A 17593-nucleotide genomic window follows, 5' to 3' on the forward strand; every position below is an offset into this window, starting at 1 on the left:
AGCGGGCGGGCACCGCCTAGCTCTTGGCGAGGAACTCCCGGTCGCGGTCCTGCACGCGGCGCGCGAGCGCGGCACGGAGCCGGTCGTGCGCGGCGAGCGACGGGTCCTCCGCGAGGAGCCGCTCGGCCAGCGCCCGCGCCTCCACGATCACGTCCGCGTCCTGCACCACCCGCAGCAGGCGGAGCGACGAGCGCCCGCCGGACTGCGAGTCGCCCAGCACGTCGCCCTCGCGGCGCAGCTCCAGGTCGACCTCGGCGAGCGCGAAGCCGTCGAGCGTCGCGGCGACCGCCTCCACCCGCTCGCGCGCGACCGTCCCCGCCTCCGCCGCAGTCACGAACAGGCACACCCCCGCGACGCCGCCGCGCCCGATGCGCCCGCGGAGCTGGTGCAGCTGCGACACTCCGAACCGCTCCGCGTCGAGCACGACCATCATCGAGGCGTTCGGCACGTCCACGCCGACCTCGATGACCGTCGTCGACACCAGGACGTCGATCTCCCCCGCGGCGAAGGAGCGCATCACGGCGTCCTTCTCCTCCGTCGTCATCCGCCCGTGCAGCGCGGCCGACCGCCGCTTCCCGAGCAGCGGATGCGCGCGCACGCCCTCGAGCGTGGCCGCGACGGTCGTGAGCGGCGCGGCGGCGTCCTCCTCGGGCGGCTGCGCGCCCTCGGCGGGCTCCCCCGGCTCGATCGCCGGGCAGACGAGGTAGACCTGGTGGCCCGAGCGGATCTCCTCCTCGGCGCGCTCCCACGCCCGCGCGATCCACGCGGGGTGGTCGGCGAGCGGGACCACGTGGCTCGTGATGCCGGGGCGCCCGGCGGGCAGCTCGCGGATGGTCGAGGTGTCGAGATCGCCGAAGACCGTCATGGCGACGGTCCGCGGGATGGGCGTGGCCGTCAGCACCAGCACGTGCGGCGGGGTGGCGCCCTTCCGGCGCAGGGCGTCCCGCTGGTCCACGCCGAAGCGGTGCTGCTCGTCGATCACGACGAGGCCCAGGTCGTAGAAGGAGACCGCGTCGCCGAGGAGGGCGTGCGTGCCGACGACGATCTTCGCCGTGCCCGAGACGATCCGGAGGAGGGCCGCTCGGCGCTGCGCCGCCCCCAGCCCGCCGGTGAGGAGGGTCGGCACCAGCTCGGCCGCGAGCTCCGGGCCGAGGGTCCTCGCGATCGAGCGGAGGTGCTGCCCCGCGAGCACCTCGGTGGGAGCGAGCAGCGCCGCCTGCCCGCCGCTCTCGGCCGTGGCGAGCATCGCCCGGAGCGCGACGAGGGTCTTGCCGGAGCCGACCTCGCCCTGCACCAGCCGGGTCATCGGGCTCTCGGCAGCCAGATCGGCGGCGATCTCGTGCCCCACCGCGGTCTGGTCGCCGGTGAGGGCGAAGGGCAGCGCGGCGTCGAAGCGCTCGAGCAGCCCGCCGGGGCCGGGCACGCGGGCCGTCGCGGGGCTGCTGCGCGCCGAGGCCCGGCGCTCGAGCAGGGCAAGCTGCAGGAGGAACGCCTCGTGGAAGCGCAGCGTCTCGCGCGCCTGCGCCTCCTCGCCCTCCCGCTGCGGGCGGTGGATCAGCTCCAGCGCCTCGCCGAGGCCCAGCAGCGAGCGGCCGGCGCGCACCTGCTCGGGCATCGGGTCGGGCACGTCGCGCAAGCCGTCCAGCAGCACGCCGATCGCGGCCTGGAGCTGCCAGCTCGAGATCGCGCTGGTCGCCGGGTAGATCGGGATCGGCCGCTCGGCCCAGTCCTTCGCGAGCTCACCGCCTCCCGTCTCCGTCGCGGCGGCCTCCTCGTCGTCGAACAGGCGGTAGTCGGGATGCGTGAGCTGCGGGGTGTCGCGGAACATCGAGACCGTGCCCGCGAAGATCCCGCGCACGCCGCGGTGGAGCTTCGCCGCGCGCCAGGGCTGTCCGAAGAACGTCAGCGAGAGCGTGCCCGAGCCGTCCGAGATGACGACCTCGAGCAGGGTGCCGCGCCGGTTGCGCATCGGCCGCTCGCGCACCTCGCGCACCTCCGCCACGATCGTCACGCTCTCTCCCACGGGGAGACGCGAGAGCGCCGTCAGCTCGCCCCGCTTCGCGTAGCGGCGCGGGTAGTGGCCCAGGAGCTCGCCGACCGTGCGGTACCCGAAGGCCTTCTCGACCGCGGTCGCCGTGCGCGGCCCGATCAGCGGCGCGAGCGAGGCGTCGAGGGGGTCCGGGATCACCTAGCGATCATAGGTCGGACCTCGGACGCGCGAGCCGGGCGACCGGGTCCAGCGCCGAGCGCGGCACGACCGACGCGAGCACCCGACGACCGGCACCCGCGGAGCCGCGGAGCGCGGCGGCCACGGCGGTCGCGTCGTCCCACGCCTCCGACTCGCTCGCGGACGGCGAGTAGCGCCGGCGCTCGACGCGCTCCCGGAGCCCCTGCAGACGTGCCGCCGCTCCGGGGTCGAGGGCGGGAGCCATGCGGGCCTCCTGCGCGCGCGGAGACTCCGTGTCCTCCACGGGGACGCCCAGGTCGCGGGCGGTCGCCAGCAGCTCGGCCCACGCGGCCTCGACGGAGCCGGAGCGCGCGGACCGGCGCCGCAGCGCGCGCTGGACGGCGCGCATCAGCCAGGGGACGAGCACGAGCAGCAGGAGCAGCACCCAGAGCGTGGCCGCGGGAGCCGCCGTGGTGCTCGAGGCGCCGACGGCACCGGGGGTCGGCGTCGCCGACGCGGCCGTCGGAGTGGGTGTCGCGGCGGGAGCGCTGGTCGCACCGGGCGCGGTGGTCGCGGTCGAGCCCGGGGCGGTGGGGCCCGAGGACGCCGTCGCGCTCGGCAGGGTGTAGGAGGCCGGAGCGCCGCGGCTGGGCGTCGGCTCGAAGGGCAGCCAGCCGACTCCCTCGAAGTACAGCTCGGGCCAGGCGTGCAGGTCGGAGGAGAGGACGCGGTAGGTGGTCAGGTCGCTGCCGCCGGAGGGCACGACGGAGCCGGGCTGGTAGCCGATGGCGAGCCGCGACGGGATCCCGAGCTCGCGCGCCATCACCGCCATCGCCGAGGCGAAGTGGACGCAGTAGCCCTCCTTCGTCGTCAGGAACGCCGAGAGCACGCCGACTCCGTCGCCGTCGTAGCCCTCCTCCGCGGGGGTGTCCTCGGAGTAGCGGAACTCGGACGAGCGGAAGTACGTCTGCAGCGCGCGCGCCCGGTCGTAGGCGGTCGGAGCCTCGGCCGTGACCTCCTCGGCGGTGGTGCGGACGATCTCGGGCACGTCGTCGGGGAGCGAGAGGTACCGGTCGACGCCGGACGGCGCGGGAGCGGCGAGCAGCTGCTGCGGGTCGGGCTCGAGCCGCAGCGCCTGCACCTGGTAGTCGTCTCCGGAGCGGGTCGTCGCGTCGCCGCGGATGGAGCCGTCCTGCACGTCCTGGAGCCAGCCGTCGCCGACGCCCGTCAGCGACGAGACCGGATACGGCACGGGGAGCCACTGGCTCCGCAGCGTCTCCACCGAGACGTCGACCTCCTCCGCCTCGCGCGGCACGCTCTCGGAGAGCCCCTCGGGCGCGATCGGCGCCTCGATCGGAGCGGTCTGCTCCGTCTCGCTCGGCGCCCAGTCGTCACCGTCGAAGTCCGAGACGGTCAGCACGCGGAGGTAGACGGGCAGGTCGGAGTCGGTGGCGTAGCGCAGCACGGTCACGGGGTTCGGGCGGCGCAGGTCCGCGCCGAGAGCGACCACCGGGTCGATCGCGCCGTTGAAGAGGCTGCCGGAGACGCCCGAGGGGGCGGTGGTGCGCGCGTAGCCGGCCGCCGACCCGGCGACGACTCCCGCGCCCAGGACGACGACGGTCACGGCCGCGAAGGCGGGCAGCACGGCCGCGGCCGCGCTCGGGCCGCTCGGGCGGCGGGGGGCGGCCGTGGCGGCGAGCACGCCCGCGTAGGCGAGCGCAGTGACGACGAGGCTCGCCCAGGACACCTCGGAGGGGTCCACGATCGCCGGCACCGCGAGCAGCGCCGCAGGGAACAGACCGGCCAGGGCGGGGAGGCGGACGGAGAAGGCGAACAGGTCGGCCGCCCAGGCGAGCACGACCACCCCGCCGATCAGGAGGAACGAGATGCCGTCGTCGGCGATGGCCGGGAGCCCCTGCTGGGCGATGGACTGGAAGCCGCCCTGCGCGAGCGCCTCCGCCTGCGCGACGGCGCCGGGCGTGGGGATCACGAACAGCAGGGCCCGACCGGGCACGAACATCGCGGTCAGCACGCCGACCATCGTCAGCGTGCCGAGGATCGGCGGGACGACGGGGTGCACGCGCAGAGCCCGGGCGGCGGCCGGGACGCCGAGCACCACGGCGACCGCGCTCGCGAGGAGCACCAGCCAGTCGACGCCGACGAGGAGCCGCCCGATCCCGGCGGCGGCGGCCGTGATCGCGAGGAAGAGCAGACCGCTCAGAGGAGCCGACCCGGCGCGCGGATCGCTCTCGACGCGGCGGCTCACGCCACCACTCGCAGAGCGAGAGCCTGCGCCCACGCCTCCTCGACGGAGGCACTCGGGTCGACGGACACCGCGTACCAGCCGAGCGAGGCGAGAGCCGCCTCCTCCTCAGCGGTGCCGGCGACGACGAAGGCGATCGCGGGGCGCGACTGCGCGGCCAGGGAGCCGAGGGCGTCGAGGTCCGACTCGAGGAGTCGGGTGAGGACGGCGAAGACCGGTCGCACTCCCCCGGTGTCGCGCATGTCGGCCGAGATCCGGGTCACCGCGTCGACCGACTCGCGCGAGGGCGCCAGCTCGGCCAGGCGCAGCAGCACGTCGTGCGCCACCTCGCGCTCGTCCTCCGAGTGCTCCGGCTCGCCGTCCGCACCCGTCTCGACGAGGTGGGTCTCGAAGCCGCGGTCGAGCAGGTGCACGGCGAGGGAGGCCGTCATCGACACCGCCCACTCGAGCCGGTCGTCGCCGCGCCGCTCGAGCACGCGCTCGGCCCGGGTCTCGAGGAAGATCCACGCGTGCGGATCGGTGTTCTGCTCGTCCTGGCGGACCATGAGCTCACCGGAGCGGGCGCTCGCCCGCCAGTGCACCCGGCGCATGGCGTCCCCCGGGCGGTAGTCGCGCGGGATCACGTCGTCCGTGCCGGCGCCGGCCGTCGCGTGCGCGACCGGGCTCGATCCGCCTGCTCCGTGCGCGTCCAGGACGTCGCTCTGGAGCGGCACGACCCGCGGAGTCACGACGAACGGCTGCGCAGCCCCCACGACGCTCTCGCGGAGCGCGAGCCCGAGGCCGTCGCCGCGCACCAGGCGCAGCGGGCCGATGCGGTGGATCCCGCGCCGCTCGGCGGGCAGACGGTAGCGGGCGCGCACGCGGCCGCCCGACGGGACGCCCGGCAGCCCGAAGACGCCCTCGGCGACCGGCCGGCCGACGACGACCCCGCGCTCCACGCGCTCGAGCCGGTCGTGGGCGCGCGCCCCGCTGCGGACGGCGCGGCCGCGGTTCTCGAGCAGCACATCGACCTCCACCACGTCGCCGGCCGCGACGGTCTGGGGAGCGAAGCGACGCTGCACTCGGAACGACGCCGGCGCCAGGAGCAGGGAGACGAGCGCGCCCAGGGGCAGGCCCAGCAGCACCAGGCCGACGAACAGCAGCTCGCGGAACTCTGTCAGCGGCGCGATCACCACTCCCGCGACGCCCAGCAGAACGAGCGCCCAGCCGCGCAGCGTCAGCGCGACCCCGCGGAGCGCGGGCAGACCGCCGAGACGGGACGACGGCGTCTCGGCGGCGCGGGCCTCAGTCGCCACGGTTGCCGAAGGGGACGGGGGTGGCCGCGACGATGCGCTGCACGATCTCGGTGACCGAGTGCGAGGATCCGGCGCCGGAGCGGCCGGGGAGGCGCGTGGCGGGCAGGAGGCGGTGGCCGAGCACGGGGACGGCGAGCGCGTCGACGTCGTCCGGCACCACGAAGTCGCGGTCGCTGAGGGCGGCGAGAGCCTTCGCGGCGGCGATCAGCTGGAGCGTGGCGCGCGGGCTCCCCCCGAGCCGCAGCTCGGGGTCGACCCGCGTGGCCTGCATGATCGCCACCACGTACTCCTGCACGGGTGGTGCGACGTACACGGAGCGCACGTAGGCCATCATCCGCTCGAGCTCGGCGAGGCCCACGACGGGCCGCAGCTCCTCGAGCGGGCTGGCCGAGTCGCGGGTGCGGATCATCTCGAGCTCGGCGCGCTCATCGGGGTAGCCGAGCGAGAGGCGGGCCATGAAGCGGTCGCGCTGGGCCTCGGGCAGCGAGTAGGTGCCCTCCATCTCGACCGGGTTCTGCGTCGCGATCACGGCGAAGGGGCGCGGGAGGAGGTGGGTGGTGCCGTCGACCGAGACCTGGCGCTCCTCCATGCACTCCAGCAGCGCCGACTGCGTCTTGGGCGAGGCCCGGTTGATCTCGTCGCCGATCAGGATGTTCGCGAAGACCGGGCCCGGCTTGAACTCGAAGTCGCGGGTCGCCTGGTTGTAGACCGAGACCCCCGTGACGTCGGAGGGGAGCAGGTCGGGCGTGAACTGGATGCGCGCGACGCTGCCGCCGACCGAGGCCGCCAGCGACTTCGCCAGGACCGTCTTGCCGGTGCCGGGGACGTCCTCCATCAGGAGGTGCCCACCGGCGAGGAACACCGTCAGCGCCATCGAGACCTCGGCCGACTTGCCGTCGATCACGCGGGTGAGGTTCCCGAGGACGGCGCCGCAGTGCGCCGTGAACTCCTCGCGGGTCAGGGGCGTCTCGGGAGCCGCTCGGCGGCCGACAGCGGAGCGGGTGTCTTCGAGCGACGTCATAGCTAGGGATTCTCGCAGTCCTGACGGGAAAAGGGTCCAGGTTCCGAGAGTTCGCAGTGTGCCGCCAGGCGGGAGCGCGCGGCGGCCGCCGGACGCCGTGGGCAGGGGTGCCGCCCTATGCTCGATCCGGTGACCAGGATCATCGCCGGATTCGCCGGCTCGCTCACCCTCCGGATCCCGCGCGCGGGCACCCGCCCCACCAGCGACCGCGTGCGCGAGGCCGTCTTCTCGGCCCTCGAGGCCCGGGACGCCCTCGACGGCGCGACGGTGGTCGACCTCTACGCGGGCTCCGGCGCCCTCGGGCTCGAGTCGGCCAGCCGCGGAGCGAGCGCGGTCGTCCTGGTCGAGCGCGACCCGAAGGCCGCCCGGACCGCGGGCGAGAACGCACGGGCGATCGTGACCGCGGCTGCCAAGAACAAGCGGCCGGCCCCGCGGATCGAGGTGGTGACCGGCTCGGTCCGCTCCTTCCTCGACGGGTCCCCGGCCCTCAACACGGACACGGTGTTCCTCGACCCGCCCTACGACCTCGGCGAGGACGACCTCGCCGCCGATCTCGCCGGCGTGCTGCCGCTGCTGCGCGAGGACGCGGTGGTCGTCGTGGAGCGGAGCTCCCGCAGCCCGGAGCCGCGCTGGCCCGCGGGTCTGGAGCGGGAGCGGAGGAAGGACTACGGCGAGACCACGATCTGGTGGGCTTCACCGGCGTCGCCCGTCTCGCCCGCTTCCTCCGCGGCCGGCTGACCGGCCTCAGCCCGCCGCGCCGTCCCAGCCGAGGTACGGGTCCCAGCCCCCGCGCCCCTCGAGCGCGACCCCGCCCAGGCGCACCTCCGGGTCCCCCTCGCGGACGACCCCGAGCGGGACGAAGCCCTCCGGCAGCGCCGCGGCGGGCGGGAAGCACGCGAGCATCGCGTGGTCCTCGCCGCCTCCCAGCACCAACGCCCTCGCCAGGTCGAGGTCCACGCCCTCCACGCCCGTGAGCCCGCGCGCGTGCACGTCGACCGCCGCGGCATCGAGGTCGATCGCCACTCCGCTCGCACGCGCCATCCGACGGGCGTCGAGCACCACGCCGTCCGAGACGTCCATCATCGCGGTGGCGGTCCCGCCCGCGGCCTCGCCCGCGGAGATCGGCGCGGTCGGGCGCAGCTGCGCCTCGAGGAGGGACGGATGCCGCTCGCGGAGCCGGGCGGCGAGGTCGGCCGACGGCTCCCCGTCCCGCCGCGCCTGCTCGAACAGCAGGCGCAGCCCGAGCCCCGCTCGTCCCAGCGGACCGGCCACGGCGAGCACGTCCCCCGGCCTCGCACCGCTGCGGAGCACCGGCGGTCGTCCGTCGAGCGAGCCGAACGCCGTGATCGAGAGCGTCAGCGTCGCGGAGGCGGACAGGTCTCCCCCGACGACTCCGCATCCCGGCGCCATCGCGGCGCAGCCGGCGGCGAGGCCGCCCGCGATCCCCTCCAGCACGTCGACGCCCAGCGACTGGGGTGCCGCGAGCGCGACGACGAGCCCGGTGGGACGGGCCCCCATCGCCGCGACGTCGGCGAGGTTCGAGGCCGCCGCCTTCCAGCCCAGGTCCGCCGGGCGCGACCAGGCCAGCCGGAAGTCGGGGCCGTGCACCATCATGTCCGTGGTCACCACGAAGCGGCCGTCGGGAGCGCGCAGCACCGCGCAGTCGTCGCCGGGCCCGACCAGGGTCTCCGCGCCCGGGCCGCCGAGCCGGGCCAGCACCCTCGCGAGCACCTCGCCCTCGCTGAGCTCGGCCAGGGTGGGACTCCGATCCTCTGCCATGGTTCACACGCTAGCGTTGACGGCGATGTCCCCCCGCCGACTCCGCTCCCCCCTTCTCGCCGCCGCCGCCGTCCTGCTGCTCTCGGGCTGCTCGGCCAGCGTCGCCCTCGAGCCCGCCGCCGATGCGACGAGCACCGGCTGCGCGGAGGTCTCGGTGCGCCTGCCCGACGTGGTCGCGGAGCAGCCCGAGCGCGAGACGAACGCTCAGGGCACCGCCGCCTGGGGCACCCCGGCCGCCGTCATCCTCCACTGCGGAGTCGAGGTGCCCGGCCCGACGACGGACCTCTGCGTGAACGTCAGCGGAGTCGACTGGATCATCGACGAGACGCAGAAGGACGAGGACATCTACACGCTGACCACCTACGGTCGCGATCCCGCGGTGGAGATCACCGTCGACCAGAGCCGCGCGTCCGGATCCTCCGCCGCGCTCGACCTGGCGAACGCCGTCTCCTACGTCCCGCAGACGCGCGAGTGCACCGACGTCTCGGACGCCGACACCCTCGATCCGACGGACACGCCCACCGGCTGAGCTTCAGCGTCAGACGCCGAGGGCTCGACTCGCTGCGGTGAGCGCACCATCGGAGGTCGCCCCCAGCTCGCGCGCGCGGGACGCGAACACGGCGGCCGCGGCCTGCAGCTCGCGCTCCAGCGCGTCCACGCCTCCCGCGACGACCGTGCCCGCCCGGCCGCGCGTCTCGACCAGGCCCGCCGACTCCAGCTCCCGGTAGGAGCGGGCGACCGTCCCCGCGGCGACGCCCAGCGTCTCGGCCAGCGCGCGCACCGGCGGCAGCCGCGTGCCGACCGGCAGCTCGCCCGCGGCGATCAGAGCGGTGATCTGCTCACGGATCTGCTCGAAGGGCGCCGCGGCCGCGCCCGCCTCGACGCGGAGCGCGAGCGCCGACGTCATCGGGCGGCGACCGGGACGCGGTCGAGCGCCGAGTCGAGCAGCTCGCTGATCAGGTCCGGGTAGTCCACGCCGCTCGCGCCCCACATGCGCGGGAACATCGAGACCGGCGTGAAGCCGGGCATGGTGTTGATCTCGTTGACGACGAAGCCGTCGGCGGTGAGGAAGAAGTCGACCCGGGCGAGGCCCTCGGCTCCGATCGCGTCGAAGGCGCGGATCGCGAGGGACCGCATCTCGGAGAGCTCGCCGTCGGTGAGATCGGCCGGGCAGACCAGCTCGATGCCGGACGCCCCGAGGTACTTCGCCTCGAAGTCGTAGAAGCCGCGGCCGGTGACGACCACCTCGCCGGCGACGGAGGCGCGGGCCGGAGCACCGCGGCGGCCGCCGAGCACGCCGATCTCTACCTCGCGGCCGACGATGCCCGACTCGATCAGCACCCGCGAGTCGTGCGCGAACGCCTCCTCCAGCGCGGCCTCGAGCTGCTCACGCTCGTCGATCCGGCTGACGCCCACGCTCGAGCCGGCCCGCGCCGGCTTCACGAACGCGGGCAGGCCCAGCTCGTCGAGGGCCGAGGAGGCGTCGCCCGGGTCGGCGCGCCACTGCGCCTCGGTCACGAGGTACCAGGGCGCCACCGCGAGGCCCGCGGCCCGCAGCACCGTCTTGGTGAAGTGCTTGTCCATGCCGAGCGCCGACGCGAGCACGCCCGAGCCGACGTAGGGCAGCCCGACGAGCTCGAGCATCCCCTGGACGGTGCCGTCCTCGCCCCACGGGCCGTGCAGGATCGGCAGCACCACGTCGACCTCGCCGAGCGAGCGCGTCGCGCCGTCCTCGGTCGTCACGGTGAGCTCACGCGAGAGGGCCGACTCCGGCCAGCGCACACGGGAGCCGTCGTCCTCGACGCGGGGCAGCGACGCGGCATCGAGAGCGAACTTCTCAGGACGGTCCTCCTCGAGCACGAAGGCGCCGTCGGAGGTGATCCCGACGGGGATCACCTCGAAGCGGTCACGGTCGATCGCCCGCAGCACCCCGGCCGCCGTTGCGCAGCTGATCGAGTGCTCGCTGGAGCGCCCCCCGAACAGAACGGCCACGCGGAGCTTGCTGGTCATCGAGGTTCCTCTCACCCTGTGGCTCGTCCGAATCCGTGGTCAGGTGCGGCGCGATGTCCTTCGGATCGAGCGTACCGGCGAGCACCTGCGACACCTGCTCGACGATGGGCATGTCGACTCCCCTGGCGCGCGCCAGCTCGAGGACCGGCGCGACGGAGGCGAGCCCCTCCGCCGTCTGCTGCATCGACTTCACCACGTCGGTGAAGCTGTAGCCCTGGCCGAGCAGGCGCCCGGCCGTGTTGTTGCGCGAGAGGGACGAGCTCGACGTCGCGATGAGGTCGCCGAGCCCAGCGAGTCCGGCCATCGTCTCGGCCCGTCCGCCGTACGCGACCGCGAAGTCGGTCATCTCGGCGAGACCGCGCGTGATGATCGATGCCTTCGTGTTCTCGCCGTAGCCGACGCCATCGACGATGCCGATCGCCACGGCGATGAGGTTCTTCAGCACGCCGCCGAACTCGGTGCCGATCACGTCGGTGTTGACGTAGGAGCGGAAGTAGCGGTTGGTCGCCGCGAGAGCCACCTCCTGCGCGGTGACGAGGCTCTCGGAGGCGATGACCGCCGCGGTCGGCTGCTCCTTGGCGATCTCGAGGGCGAGGTTGGGCCCGGAGGCGACGGCGATCCGGTCGAGAGAGACCGGCAGCATCTGCGCGATCACCTCGCTCATCCGCTGGCCGGTGCCCTTCTCGACGCCCTTCATCAGGCTCACCAGCACCGTGCGCTCGGTGAGGAACGGCGTGATCGCCTCGAGGTTGCTCCGCAGCGACTGCGACGGGATGGAGAGGTAGACGTGGTCCGCGCCCTCCAGCGCCTCCTCGATGCGCGGCGTGGCCCGGATGTTGCGCGGGAGGTTGATGCCGGGGAGGTAGTCGCTGTTGCGCTTGGCCTCGGTGATCTCGCGGGCCAGCTCGGCGCGGCGCGCCCACATCACGACGTCGGAGCCGCCGTCGGCGAGGATCTTCGCGAACGTGGTGCCCCAGCTGCCGGCGCCGAGGACGGCGACGCGGCGGGGCACGGGGATGGGCGCCTTCCTACTGCTCGGACTCAAAGCGACCCGTGCCCTTCTGGTTGTGCTCGGAGGGGTTCCAGCGCTTCTCGGGCGCCGCCTCGCCGCGCAGCTCCTCGAGCAGGGCGGTGATCGCCGCCATCACGACCGCGGAGGCCTCGTTGAGTGTGGCGGAGTCGAGGCTGCGTCCGCGGAAGGCGGACAGGTCGACGGGGTCGCCGACGATCACGTCGACGCGCTTGCGGCGGAAGAGGGTGATCCGCTTGGAGTAGCGGCCCATCAGCTGCTGCGCGCCCCAGTGCGCGACCGGGACGACAGGTAGGCCGTACTGCAGCGCCATCCGCACCGCTCCCGTCTTGCCGCGCATCGGCCAGAGCTCGGGGTCGCGGGTGAGGGTGCCCTCGGGGTAGATGATGACCGAGCGGCCCTCGTCCACGAGAGCCTTGGCGGTCTTCAGCGGCTCGCTGCCGCGGACCGAGCCCGAGCGCTCGACGGGGATCTGCCCGGAGCCGCGCAGGATCGAGCCGAGCACGGGCACCGAGAACAGCGAGGCCTTGGCGAGGAAGCGCGGTGCGCGGCCGGCGCGCCACAGGGTCCAGCCCGTGATGATCGGGTCGATCTCGCTGTAGTGGTTCGGCGCGAACACGAAGGCTCCGGTGCTCGGGATCTTGTCGCCGTTCCGGATCCGCAGGTCGACCGAGGCGGTCATCACGGGGATCACCGCCGCCGCGAGGAACCAGAAGATGGACGGACGGCTTCGCTCAGACACCCGCCCATCCTCGCATCCCGCATCGGAGGGGCCGCGTCCCCACGCCCGGGAGCAGCGGGGCCCCGCGGTGGGAGGAGCGGCCCGGCCGCCGGGTACGGTACCGGCACGCCCCGTCCGCGTCGCCGCCCGTCGCCGTGGGACGCCGTCGGCCGAGCGCTCGGCCGCCTCGCCGACTCGCCGATCGCGCAGTCCGGCCTGGTGCTCCTGCTCGTGTGGGGAGTCGTGCTGCTCGCCACGCAGGCCGGACGCGACGCGGCCGCGCTCGGCGACGGCCTCCTGCTGACGCTCGCGGTCCTCGTCGGCGGCTCGGCGGCCGTCGCCCTCGTGATCGGCGGGGTCGACGCCCTCTGGCGCGTGGCGGTGGCACCGCTCGCCCACGTCGAGGCGGAGGCGACCGGCGGCGTCGCGGTCCTCGGACGCGGCCGGCTCGGAGCGGGCCTCCTTCGTGTCGAGCCGCGGTTCCCGCTGCCGACGCTGCGGCCCAACGCGGTGGTCGTGCCGCGCCGCCGGGGACTAACCGTCTCCTTCGGCGACTGGGGCGTCGTCGTGCCATGGGCGCGGATCGCGCGGCTGGAGCGGCGGTGGGTGCTGGTGGGCCTGCGTCCGCGCGAGGCCCTCGAGGTCGTCCTGGCCGGCACGCGGCGCGGACGCCTCACGCTGGTCCTGGTCGAGTCGCCGGACCGCTGAGCCTCCGGCCCGCGCCGAAGACGACGCTCGCGCTCCTCGAGAAGCGGATCCGGGGACGCCTGGAGGAGGACGCGGAACCGCCCGCGTGGGGCGCGCCCGGGCGCGACAGGACCCCGGGCCGCTGAGGACGGTCGTCCTCAGCGGCACCGGGGTCCCGGTGGGCGGCTACGCGTCGAGCGAGAAGTCGGCGCCCAGCAGCTCGAGCTTGGTGAGGAAGTTCTCGTAGCCGCGGCTGATGATGCCGACGTTCGAGACCGTCGAGGTGCCCTCGGCCGAGAGCGCCGCGATCAGGTGCGAGAAGCCGCCGCGCAGATCCGGCACGACGATGTCGGCGCCGTGCAGCTTCGAGGGTCCCGAGATCACGGCCGAGTGCATGAAGTTGCGCTGCCCGAAGCGGCAGGCCTGCCCGCCGAGGCACTCGCGGTGGATCTGGATGGTCGCGCCCATCTCGACGAGCGCGTCGACGAAGCCGAAGCGCTGCTCGTAGACGGTCTCGTGCACGATCGAGACGCCCTTGGCCTTCGTGAGCGCCACGACCAGCGGCTGCTGCCAGTCGGTCATGAAGCCGGGGTGCACGTCGGTCTCGATGATGACCGGCTTGAGCTCGCCGCCCGGGTGGTAGAAGCGGATGCCGTCCTCGGCGATCTCGAACGCGCCGCCGACCTTGCGGAAGACGTTGAGGAAGGTGGTCATCTCCTGCTGGCGGGCGCCGCCGACGAAGATGTCGCCGTCGGTCGCGAGGGCCGCGGCCGCCCAGGAGGCCGCCTCGTTGCGGTCGAAGAGCGCGCGGTGGGAGTAGCCGGTGAGCCGGTCCACGCCCTCGATGCGGATCACGCGGTCGGTGTCGACCGAGATGATGGCGCCCATCTTCTGCAGGATGTTGATCAGGTCCATGATCTCGGGCTCGATCGCCGCGCCCGAGAGCTCGGTGATCCCGGAGGCGCGGACCGCCGTGAGGAGGACCTGCTCGGTCGCGCCGACGCTCGGGTACGGCAGCGACACCTTGGCGCCGTGCAGGCCCTCGGGTGCCGACATCCGGATGCCCGAGGGCAGCTTCTCGACGACGGCGCCGAAGTTGCGCAGCACCTCGAGGTGGTAGTCGATCGGGCGGTCGCCGATGCGGCAGCCGCCGAGGTCGGGGATGAACGCCTCGCCCAGGCGGTGCAGCAGCGGGCCGCAGAAGAGGATCGGGATGCGGCTGGAGCCGGCGTGCGCGTCGATGTCGGCGAAGTGCGCGGACTCGACGTTGGAGGGGTCGAGGATCAGCTCGCCCACCTCGGCGCCCTGCTTCACCTTGACGCCGTGGACTTCGAGCAGGCCCTTCACGACGCGGACGTCGCTGATGTCGGGCACGTCGCGGAGGGTGGAGGCGGTCTCGCCGAGCAGCGCCGCGACCATCGCCTTGGTGACCAGGTTCTTGGCCCCCTTGAGCTCGATCCGGCCCACCAGCGGTCGCCCGCCGTTGATGGTGATCCGCTCGGTCGTCATTCCCACCCGTGCTCCCGACGCCTTGGCGTCCTGCAGGGCCTTGGCGTCCTGAAGAAGTGTGTTCACGCTATTTCACCGGCAATGTCTTGGGCCGCCAGCTCTCGCGGCGGGTCTCGAATTCGGAAATGAGCGCTTCGTCGCGCAGGGTCAGGCCGATGTCGTCCAGGCCCTCGATCAGGCGCCATCGAGTGTAGTCGTCGATCTCGAAGTCGAAGGTCTCGCCACCGGCGGTGACCGTACGCGCAACCAGATCCACCGTCGGTTCTATTCCCGGGGTGCCCTCGATGATCTCCCACAGCCGCTCGACGTCGGGCTCCGAGACGACGGCCGCGAGCAGTCCCTGCTTGCCGGCGTTGCCCCGGAAGATGTCGCCGAAGCGGGGGGAGATGACGACCCGGAAGCCGAAGTCGCGCAGCGCCCAGACGGCGTGCTCGCGGCTGGAGCCGATGGCGAAGTCGGGGCCGGCGACGAGGATGCCGGCGCCGCGGTAGCGCTCCTGGTTGAGGACGAAGTCCGCGTCCTGCCGCCAGCCGTGGAAGAGCGCGTCCTCGAAGCCGGTCTTCGTGATGCGGCGGAGGTAGATGCCGGGGAGGATCTGGTCGGTGTCGACGTTGGCGCGCTTCAGGGGCGCGGCGATCGCGGTGACGGTCTCGAACTTCTGCACGGTCAGACTCCTGCTCTCTCGCGGACCGGCTCCAGATCGGAGGGACTGGAGAGGGTGCCGCGCACGGCCGTGGCCGCGGCGACGAGGGGCGAGACGAGGTGGGTCTTCGCCCCCTTGCCCTGACGACCCTCGAAGTTGCGGTTGGACGTGGAGGCCACGCGCTCCCCCAGGACGAGCTGGTCGGTGTTCATCCCGAGGCACATCGAGCAGCCGGCGAAGCGCCACTCCGCGCCGAACGCGGTGACGATCCGGTCGATCCCCTCGGCCTCGGCCTCGAGCCGCACCCGGGCGGAGCCGGGGACGACCATCACGCGGACGCCGGGGGCCTTGGTGCGCCCCTCGACGACGGCAGCGAAGGCCCGCAGGTCCTCGATCCGCGAGTTGGTGCAGGAGCCCATGAAGACCACGTCGACCGGGATCTCCTTCATCGGCGTGCCGGGCTCCAGCGCCATGTACTCCAGCGCTCGCAGAGCGCTGGCGCGCTCGTTCGGATCGTCGAGGACGTCAGGGTCCGGTACCGCCTGCGAGAGCGAGACGCCCTGGCCGGGGTTCGTGCCCCAGGTGACGAACGGCTCGAGCGCGTCGGCGTCGATCACGACCTCGGCGTCGAACACGGCGCCCTCGTCGCTCGGCAGCGTCCGCCAGTAGGCGACCGCGGCGTCCCAGTCCTCGCCCGCCGGAGCGTGCGGGCGGCCGTGCAGGTAGGCGAAGGTCGTCTCGTCCGGCGCGACCATGCCGGCCCGCGCACCCGCCTCGATCGACATGTTGCAGATCGTCATCCGGCCCTCCATCGAGAGCGCGCGGATCGCGGAGCCGCGGTACTCGAGGATGTAGCCCTGGCCGCCGCCGGTGCCGATGCGGGCGATGACCGCGAGGATGATGTCCTTGGCCGTCACCCCCTCCTTCAGCGTGCCCTCGACCGTGATCGCCATCGTCTTGAAGGGTTGCAGCGGCAGCGTCTGCGTCGCCATCACGTGCTCGACCTCGCTCGTGCCGATGCCGAAGGCGATCGCGCCGAACGCGCCGTGCGTGGAGGTGTGCGAGTCGCCGCAGACCACCGTGACGCCGGGCATCGTCAGGCCCAACTGGGGGCCGACGACATGCACGATGCCCTGCTCGACGTCGCCCAGGGAGTGCAGGCGGACGCCGAACTCGCCGGCGTTGCGGCGCAGCGCGTCGATCTGGGTGCGGCTGATCGGATCCTCGATGGGGCGTCCGATCTCGAGGGTCGGCGTGTTGTGGTCCTCGGTGGCGATGGTGAGGTCCGGCCGGCGCAGCGGGCGCCCCGCGGCACGCAGGCCGTCGAACGGCTGCGGGCTGGTCACCTCGTGCAGCAGGTGCAGGTCGATGTAGAGCAGGTCGGGAGCGCCGTTCTCGCCCGCGACGACGACGTGGTCGTCCCAGACCTTCTCGGCGAGGGTGCGCGGCTTCTCGGCTCTCCTGCCGGTCCCTGCTCCACTCGACGCGGGCGCGGCTGTGCCGGGTGTGGTCTCGATCATGACGGTTCCTTCTCCTCCTGGAGTCGCTGCTCGGCCGGGCGAGGCACCGCGACGAGGGAGGCCGTCAGTTCGAGGTCTCGTCGCGGCACGGAAGGAGGTGCGGGCCACTCAGCATGGACCGAGAATAGCACCGCGCTCCCCCGCCTCCCGGGCGGGCGCGGCACGGAGTCGCCCGGCTCAGGCGCGGGCGTCGAGCACGGCGTCGACGACGACGACGGTGACGTTGTCCCGTCCGCCGGCCTGGACCGCCGCACGCACGAGCGCCTGAGCGAGGTCGGCAGGGTCGCCGGAGTCGCGGCGGGCGAACAGGGCGGCGATCCGCTGGTCGGAGAGCTCCTTCGTCAGCCCGTCGGAGCAGAGCAGGTAGCTGGCGCGCGGCACGACGGGCAGCGTCCAGACGTCCGTCTCGACCTCCTCGTCGGCGCCGAGGGCGCGGGTGACGATGTTGCGGTCGGGATGCGACTCCGCCGACTCGGGGGTGAGCAGGCCGGCCGAGACGAGCTCCTGCACGGCGGAGTGGTCCACCGTCAGCTGCTGGAGTTCGGCACCGTCCCAGCGGTAGACGCGGGAGTCCCCGACGTTGAACAGCGCCCAGCGGGCCGGGCCCGCGGGCTCGGGGAGCACGAGCATCAGCCCGGTCAGCGTCGTGCCGCAGAGCGCACCGCCCACGTCGAGCGCGCGCACGGCCGTGTTGGCGCCCTCCACCAGGTCGAACACCGCGTCCACCGGACCCAGGCTCGTCGGCCGGTTCTCGCGCAGCGCCTCGACGGCGGCTGCGCTCGCGAGGTCCCCTCGTGCGTGCCCGCCCATCCCGTCCGCGACTGCCAGGAGCAGCTCGTCGGCGAGGAGGGCGTCCTCGTTGACGCGGCGGACGGCGCCGACGTCGGTGCTGCTGCTGACGGCGAGCCGCAGCGCCCCCTGGGGCAGGTCAACCGTGGTCGTCGTCAT

At 73.7% G+C, this 17593-nt stretch carries 16 protein-coding genes; 3 read left to right on the forward strand and 13 right to left on the reverse strand.

Annotated features, from left to right (window positions below; all coding sequences use genetic code 11):
• Nucleotides 1-16 precede the first annotated feature (16 nt).
• Genes C5C33_RS08735 through C5C33_RS08750 form a run of 4 tightly spaced genes read right to left on the reverse strand, consistent with a single transcriptional unit; the run spans nt 17 to nt 6746 of the window.
• A complete protein-coding gene (locus tag C5C33_RS08735) occupies nt 17-2188 on the reverse strand; it encodes an ATP-dependent DNA helicase RecG (protein ID WP_374953591.1) in 2172 nt (723 codons plus the stop codon).
• Nucleotides 2189-2195: 7 nt separating this feature from the next.
• Nucleotides 2196-4433, reverse strand: coding sequence for a DUF3488 and transglutaminase-like domain-containing protein (locus C5C33_RS08740; RefSeq protein WP_104246549.1), 2238 nt, complete (start codon nt 4431-4433; stop codon nt 2196-2198).
• Nucleotides 4430-5725: a DUF58 domain-containing protein gene (locus C5C33_RS08745; RefSeq protein ID WP_104260923.1), complete on the reverse strand. Its 1296-nt coding sequence runs from the start codon at nt 5723-5725 to the stop codon at nt 4430-4432. The genes C5C33_RS08740 and C5C33_RS08745 overlap by 4 nt, the downstream gene beginning before the upstream one ends.
• Entirely contained in the window at nt 5715-6746 is a 1032-nt protein-coding gene (locus tag C5C33_RS08750) for a MoxR family ATPase (protein WP_104225624.1), read from the reverse strand. The genes C5C33_RS08745 and C5C33_RS08750 overlap by 11 nt, the downstream gene beginning before the upstream one ends.
• A 129-nt stretch (nt 6747-6875) precedes the next feature.
• Here C5C33_RS08750 and C5C33_RS08755 point away from each other — a divergent pair, with 129 nt between their 5' ends.
• Nucleotides 6876-7484, forward strand: coding sequence for an RsmD family RNA methyltransferase (locus C5C33_RS08755; RefSeq protein ID WP_104260941.1), 609 nt, complete (start codon nt 6876-6878; stop codon nt 7482-7484).
• A 6-nt stretch (nt 7485-7490) separates the two neighbouring features.
• Here C5C33_RS08755 and thiL read toward each other — a convergent pair whose 3' ends face one another.
• On the reverse strand, nt 7491-8525 hold the full coding sequence (gene thiL / locus C5C33_RS08760; protein ID WP_104225623.1) for a thiamine-phosphate kinase: 1035 nt from the start codon (nt 8523-8525) through the stop codon (nt 7491-7493).
• Nucleotides 8526-8550: 25 nt separating this feature from the next.
• Between thiL and C5C33_RS08765 the strand changes: the two genes are divergently transcribed.
• On the forward strand, nt 8551-9054 hold the full coding sequence (locus C5C33_RS08765; RefSeq protein ID WP_104223096.1) for a DUF3515 family protein: 504 nt from the start codon (nt 8551-8553) through the stop codon (nt 9052-9054).
• 9 nt (nt 9055-9063) lie between these two features.
• On the opposite strand, the gene C5C33_RS08770 is transcribed toward C5C33_RS08765, so the two are convergent.
• The 4 genes from C5C33_RS08770 to C5C33_RS08785 are packed head-to-tail and all read right to left on the reverse strand — an operon-like array spanning nt 9064 to nt 12307.
• On the reverse strand, nt 9064-9432 hold the full coding sequence (locus tag C5C33_RS08770; RefSeq protein WP_104223095.1) for a GntR family transcriptional regulator: 369 nt from the start codon (nt 9430-9432) through the stop codon (nt 9064-9066).
• Nucleotides 9429-10535, reverse strand: a complete 1107-nt coding sequence (locus C5C33_RS08775) for a D-alanine--D-alanine ligase family protein (RefSeq protein WP_104260924.1) — start codon at nt 10533-10535, stop codon at nt 9429-9431. Before C5C33_RS08775 ends, C5C33_RS08770 begins: the two co-directional genes overlap by 4 nt.
• Nucleotides 10432-11547, reverse strand: a complete 1116-nt coding sequence (locus C5C33_RS08780; protein ID WP_181027083.1) for an NAD(P)H-dependent glycerol-3-phosphate dehydrogenase — start codon at nt 11545-11547, stop codon at nt 10432-10434. Before C5C33_RS08780 ends, C5C33_RS08775 begins: the two co-directional genes overlap by 104 nt.
• A 16-nt stretch (nt 11548-11563) precedes the next feature.
• Complete coding sequence (locus tag C5C33_RS08785; protein WP_244229445.1) at nt 11564-12307, reverse strand: 1-acyl-sn-glycerol-3-phosphate acyltransferase; 744 nt, start codon at nt 12305-12307, stop codon at nt 11564-11566.
• A 198-nt stretch (nt 12308-12505) separates the two neighbouring features.
• Here C5C33_RS08785 and C5C33_RS08790 point away from each other — a divergent pair, with 198 nt between their 5' ends.
• Nucleotides 12506-12994, forward strand: coding sequence for a hypothetical protein (locus tag C5C33_RS08790; protein ID WP_104260925.1), 489 nt, complete (start codon nt 12506-12508; stop codon nt 12992-12994).
• Nucleotides 12995-13159: 165 nt separating this feature from the next.
• Here C5C33_RS08790 and murA read toward each other — a convergent pair whose 3' ends face one another.
• The 4 genes from murA to C5C33_RS08810 all read right to left on the reverse strand — a co-directional run bounded on the left by murA (nt 13160) and on the right by C5C33_RS08810 (nt 17593).
• Nucleotides 13160-14482 carry a UDP-N-acetylglucosamine 1-carboxyvinyltransferase gene (gene murA, locus C5C33_RS08795; RefSeq protein ID WP_181067970.1) on the reverse strand — a complete coding sequence of 441 codons (1323 nt, stop codon included), beginning with the start codon at nt 14480-14482 and terminating at the stop codon, nt 13160-13162.
• Nucleotides 14483-14549: 67 nt separating this feature from the next.
• Nucleotides 14550-15146 carry a 3-isopropylmalate dehydratase small subunit gene (leuD, locus tag C5C33_RS08800; protein ID WP_104223089.1) on the reverse strand — a complete coding sequence of 199 codons (597 nt, stop codon included), beginning with the start codon at nt 15144-15146 and terminating at the stop codon, nt 14550-14552.
• A 2-nt stretch (nt 15147-15148) separates the two neighbouring features.
• The gene (gene leuC / locus C5C33_RS08805) at nt 15149-16645 is read right to left on the reverse strand and encodes a 3-isopropylmalate dehydratase large subunit (RefSeq protein ID WP_104223088.1); all 1497 of its coding nucleotides are present in this window, start codon (nt 16643-16645) and stop codon (nt 15149-15151) included.
• A 177-nt stretch (nt 16646-16822) separates the two neighbouring features.
• On the reverse strand, nt 16823-17593 hold the full coding sequence (locus C5C33_RS08810) for a PP2C family serine/threonine-protein phosphatase (RefSeq protein ID WP_104260926.1): 771 nt from the start codon (nt 17591-17593) through the stop codon (nt 16823-16825).

The sequence above is a fragment of the Rathayibacter sp. AY1H3 genome, assembly GCF_002932015.1.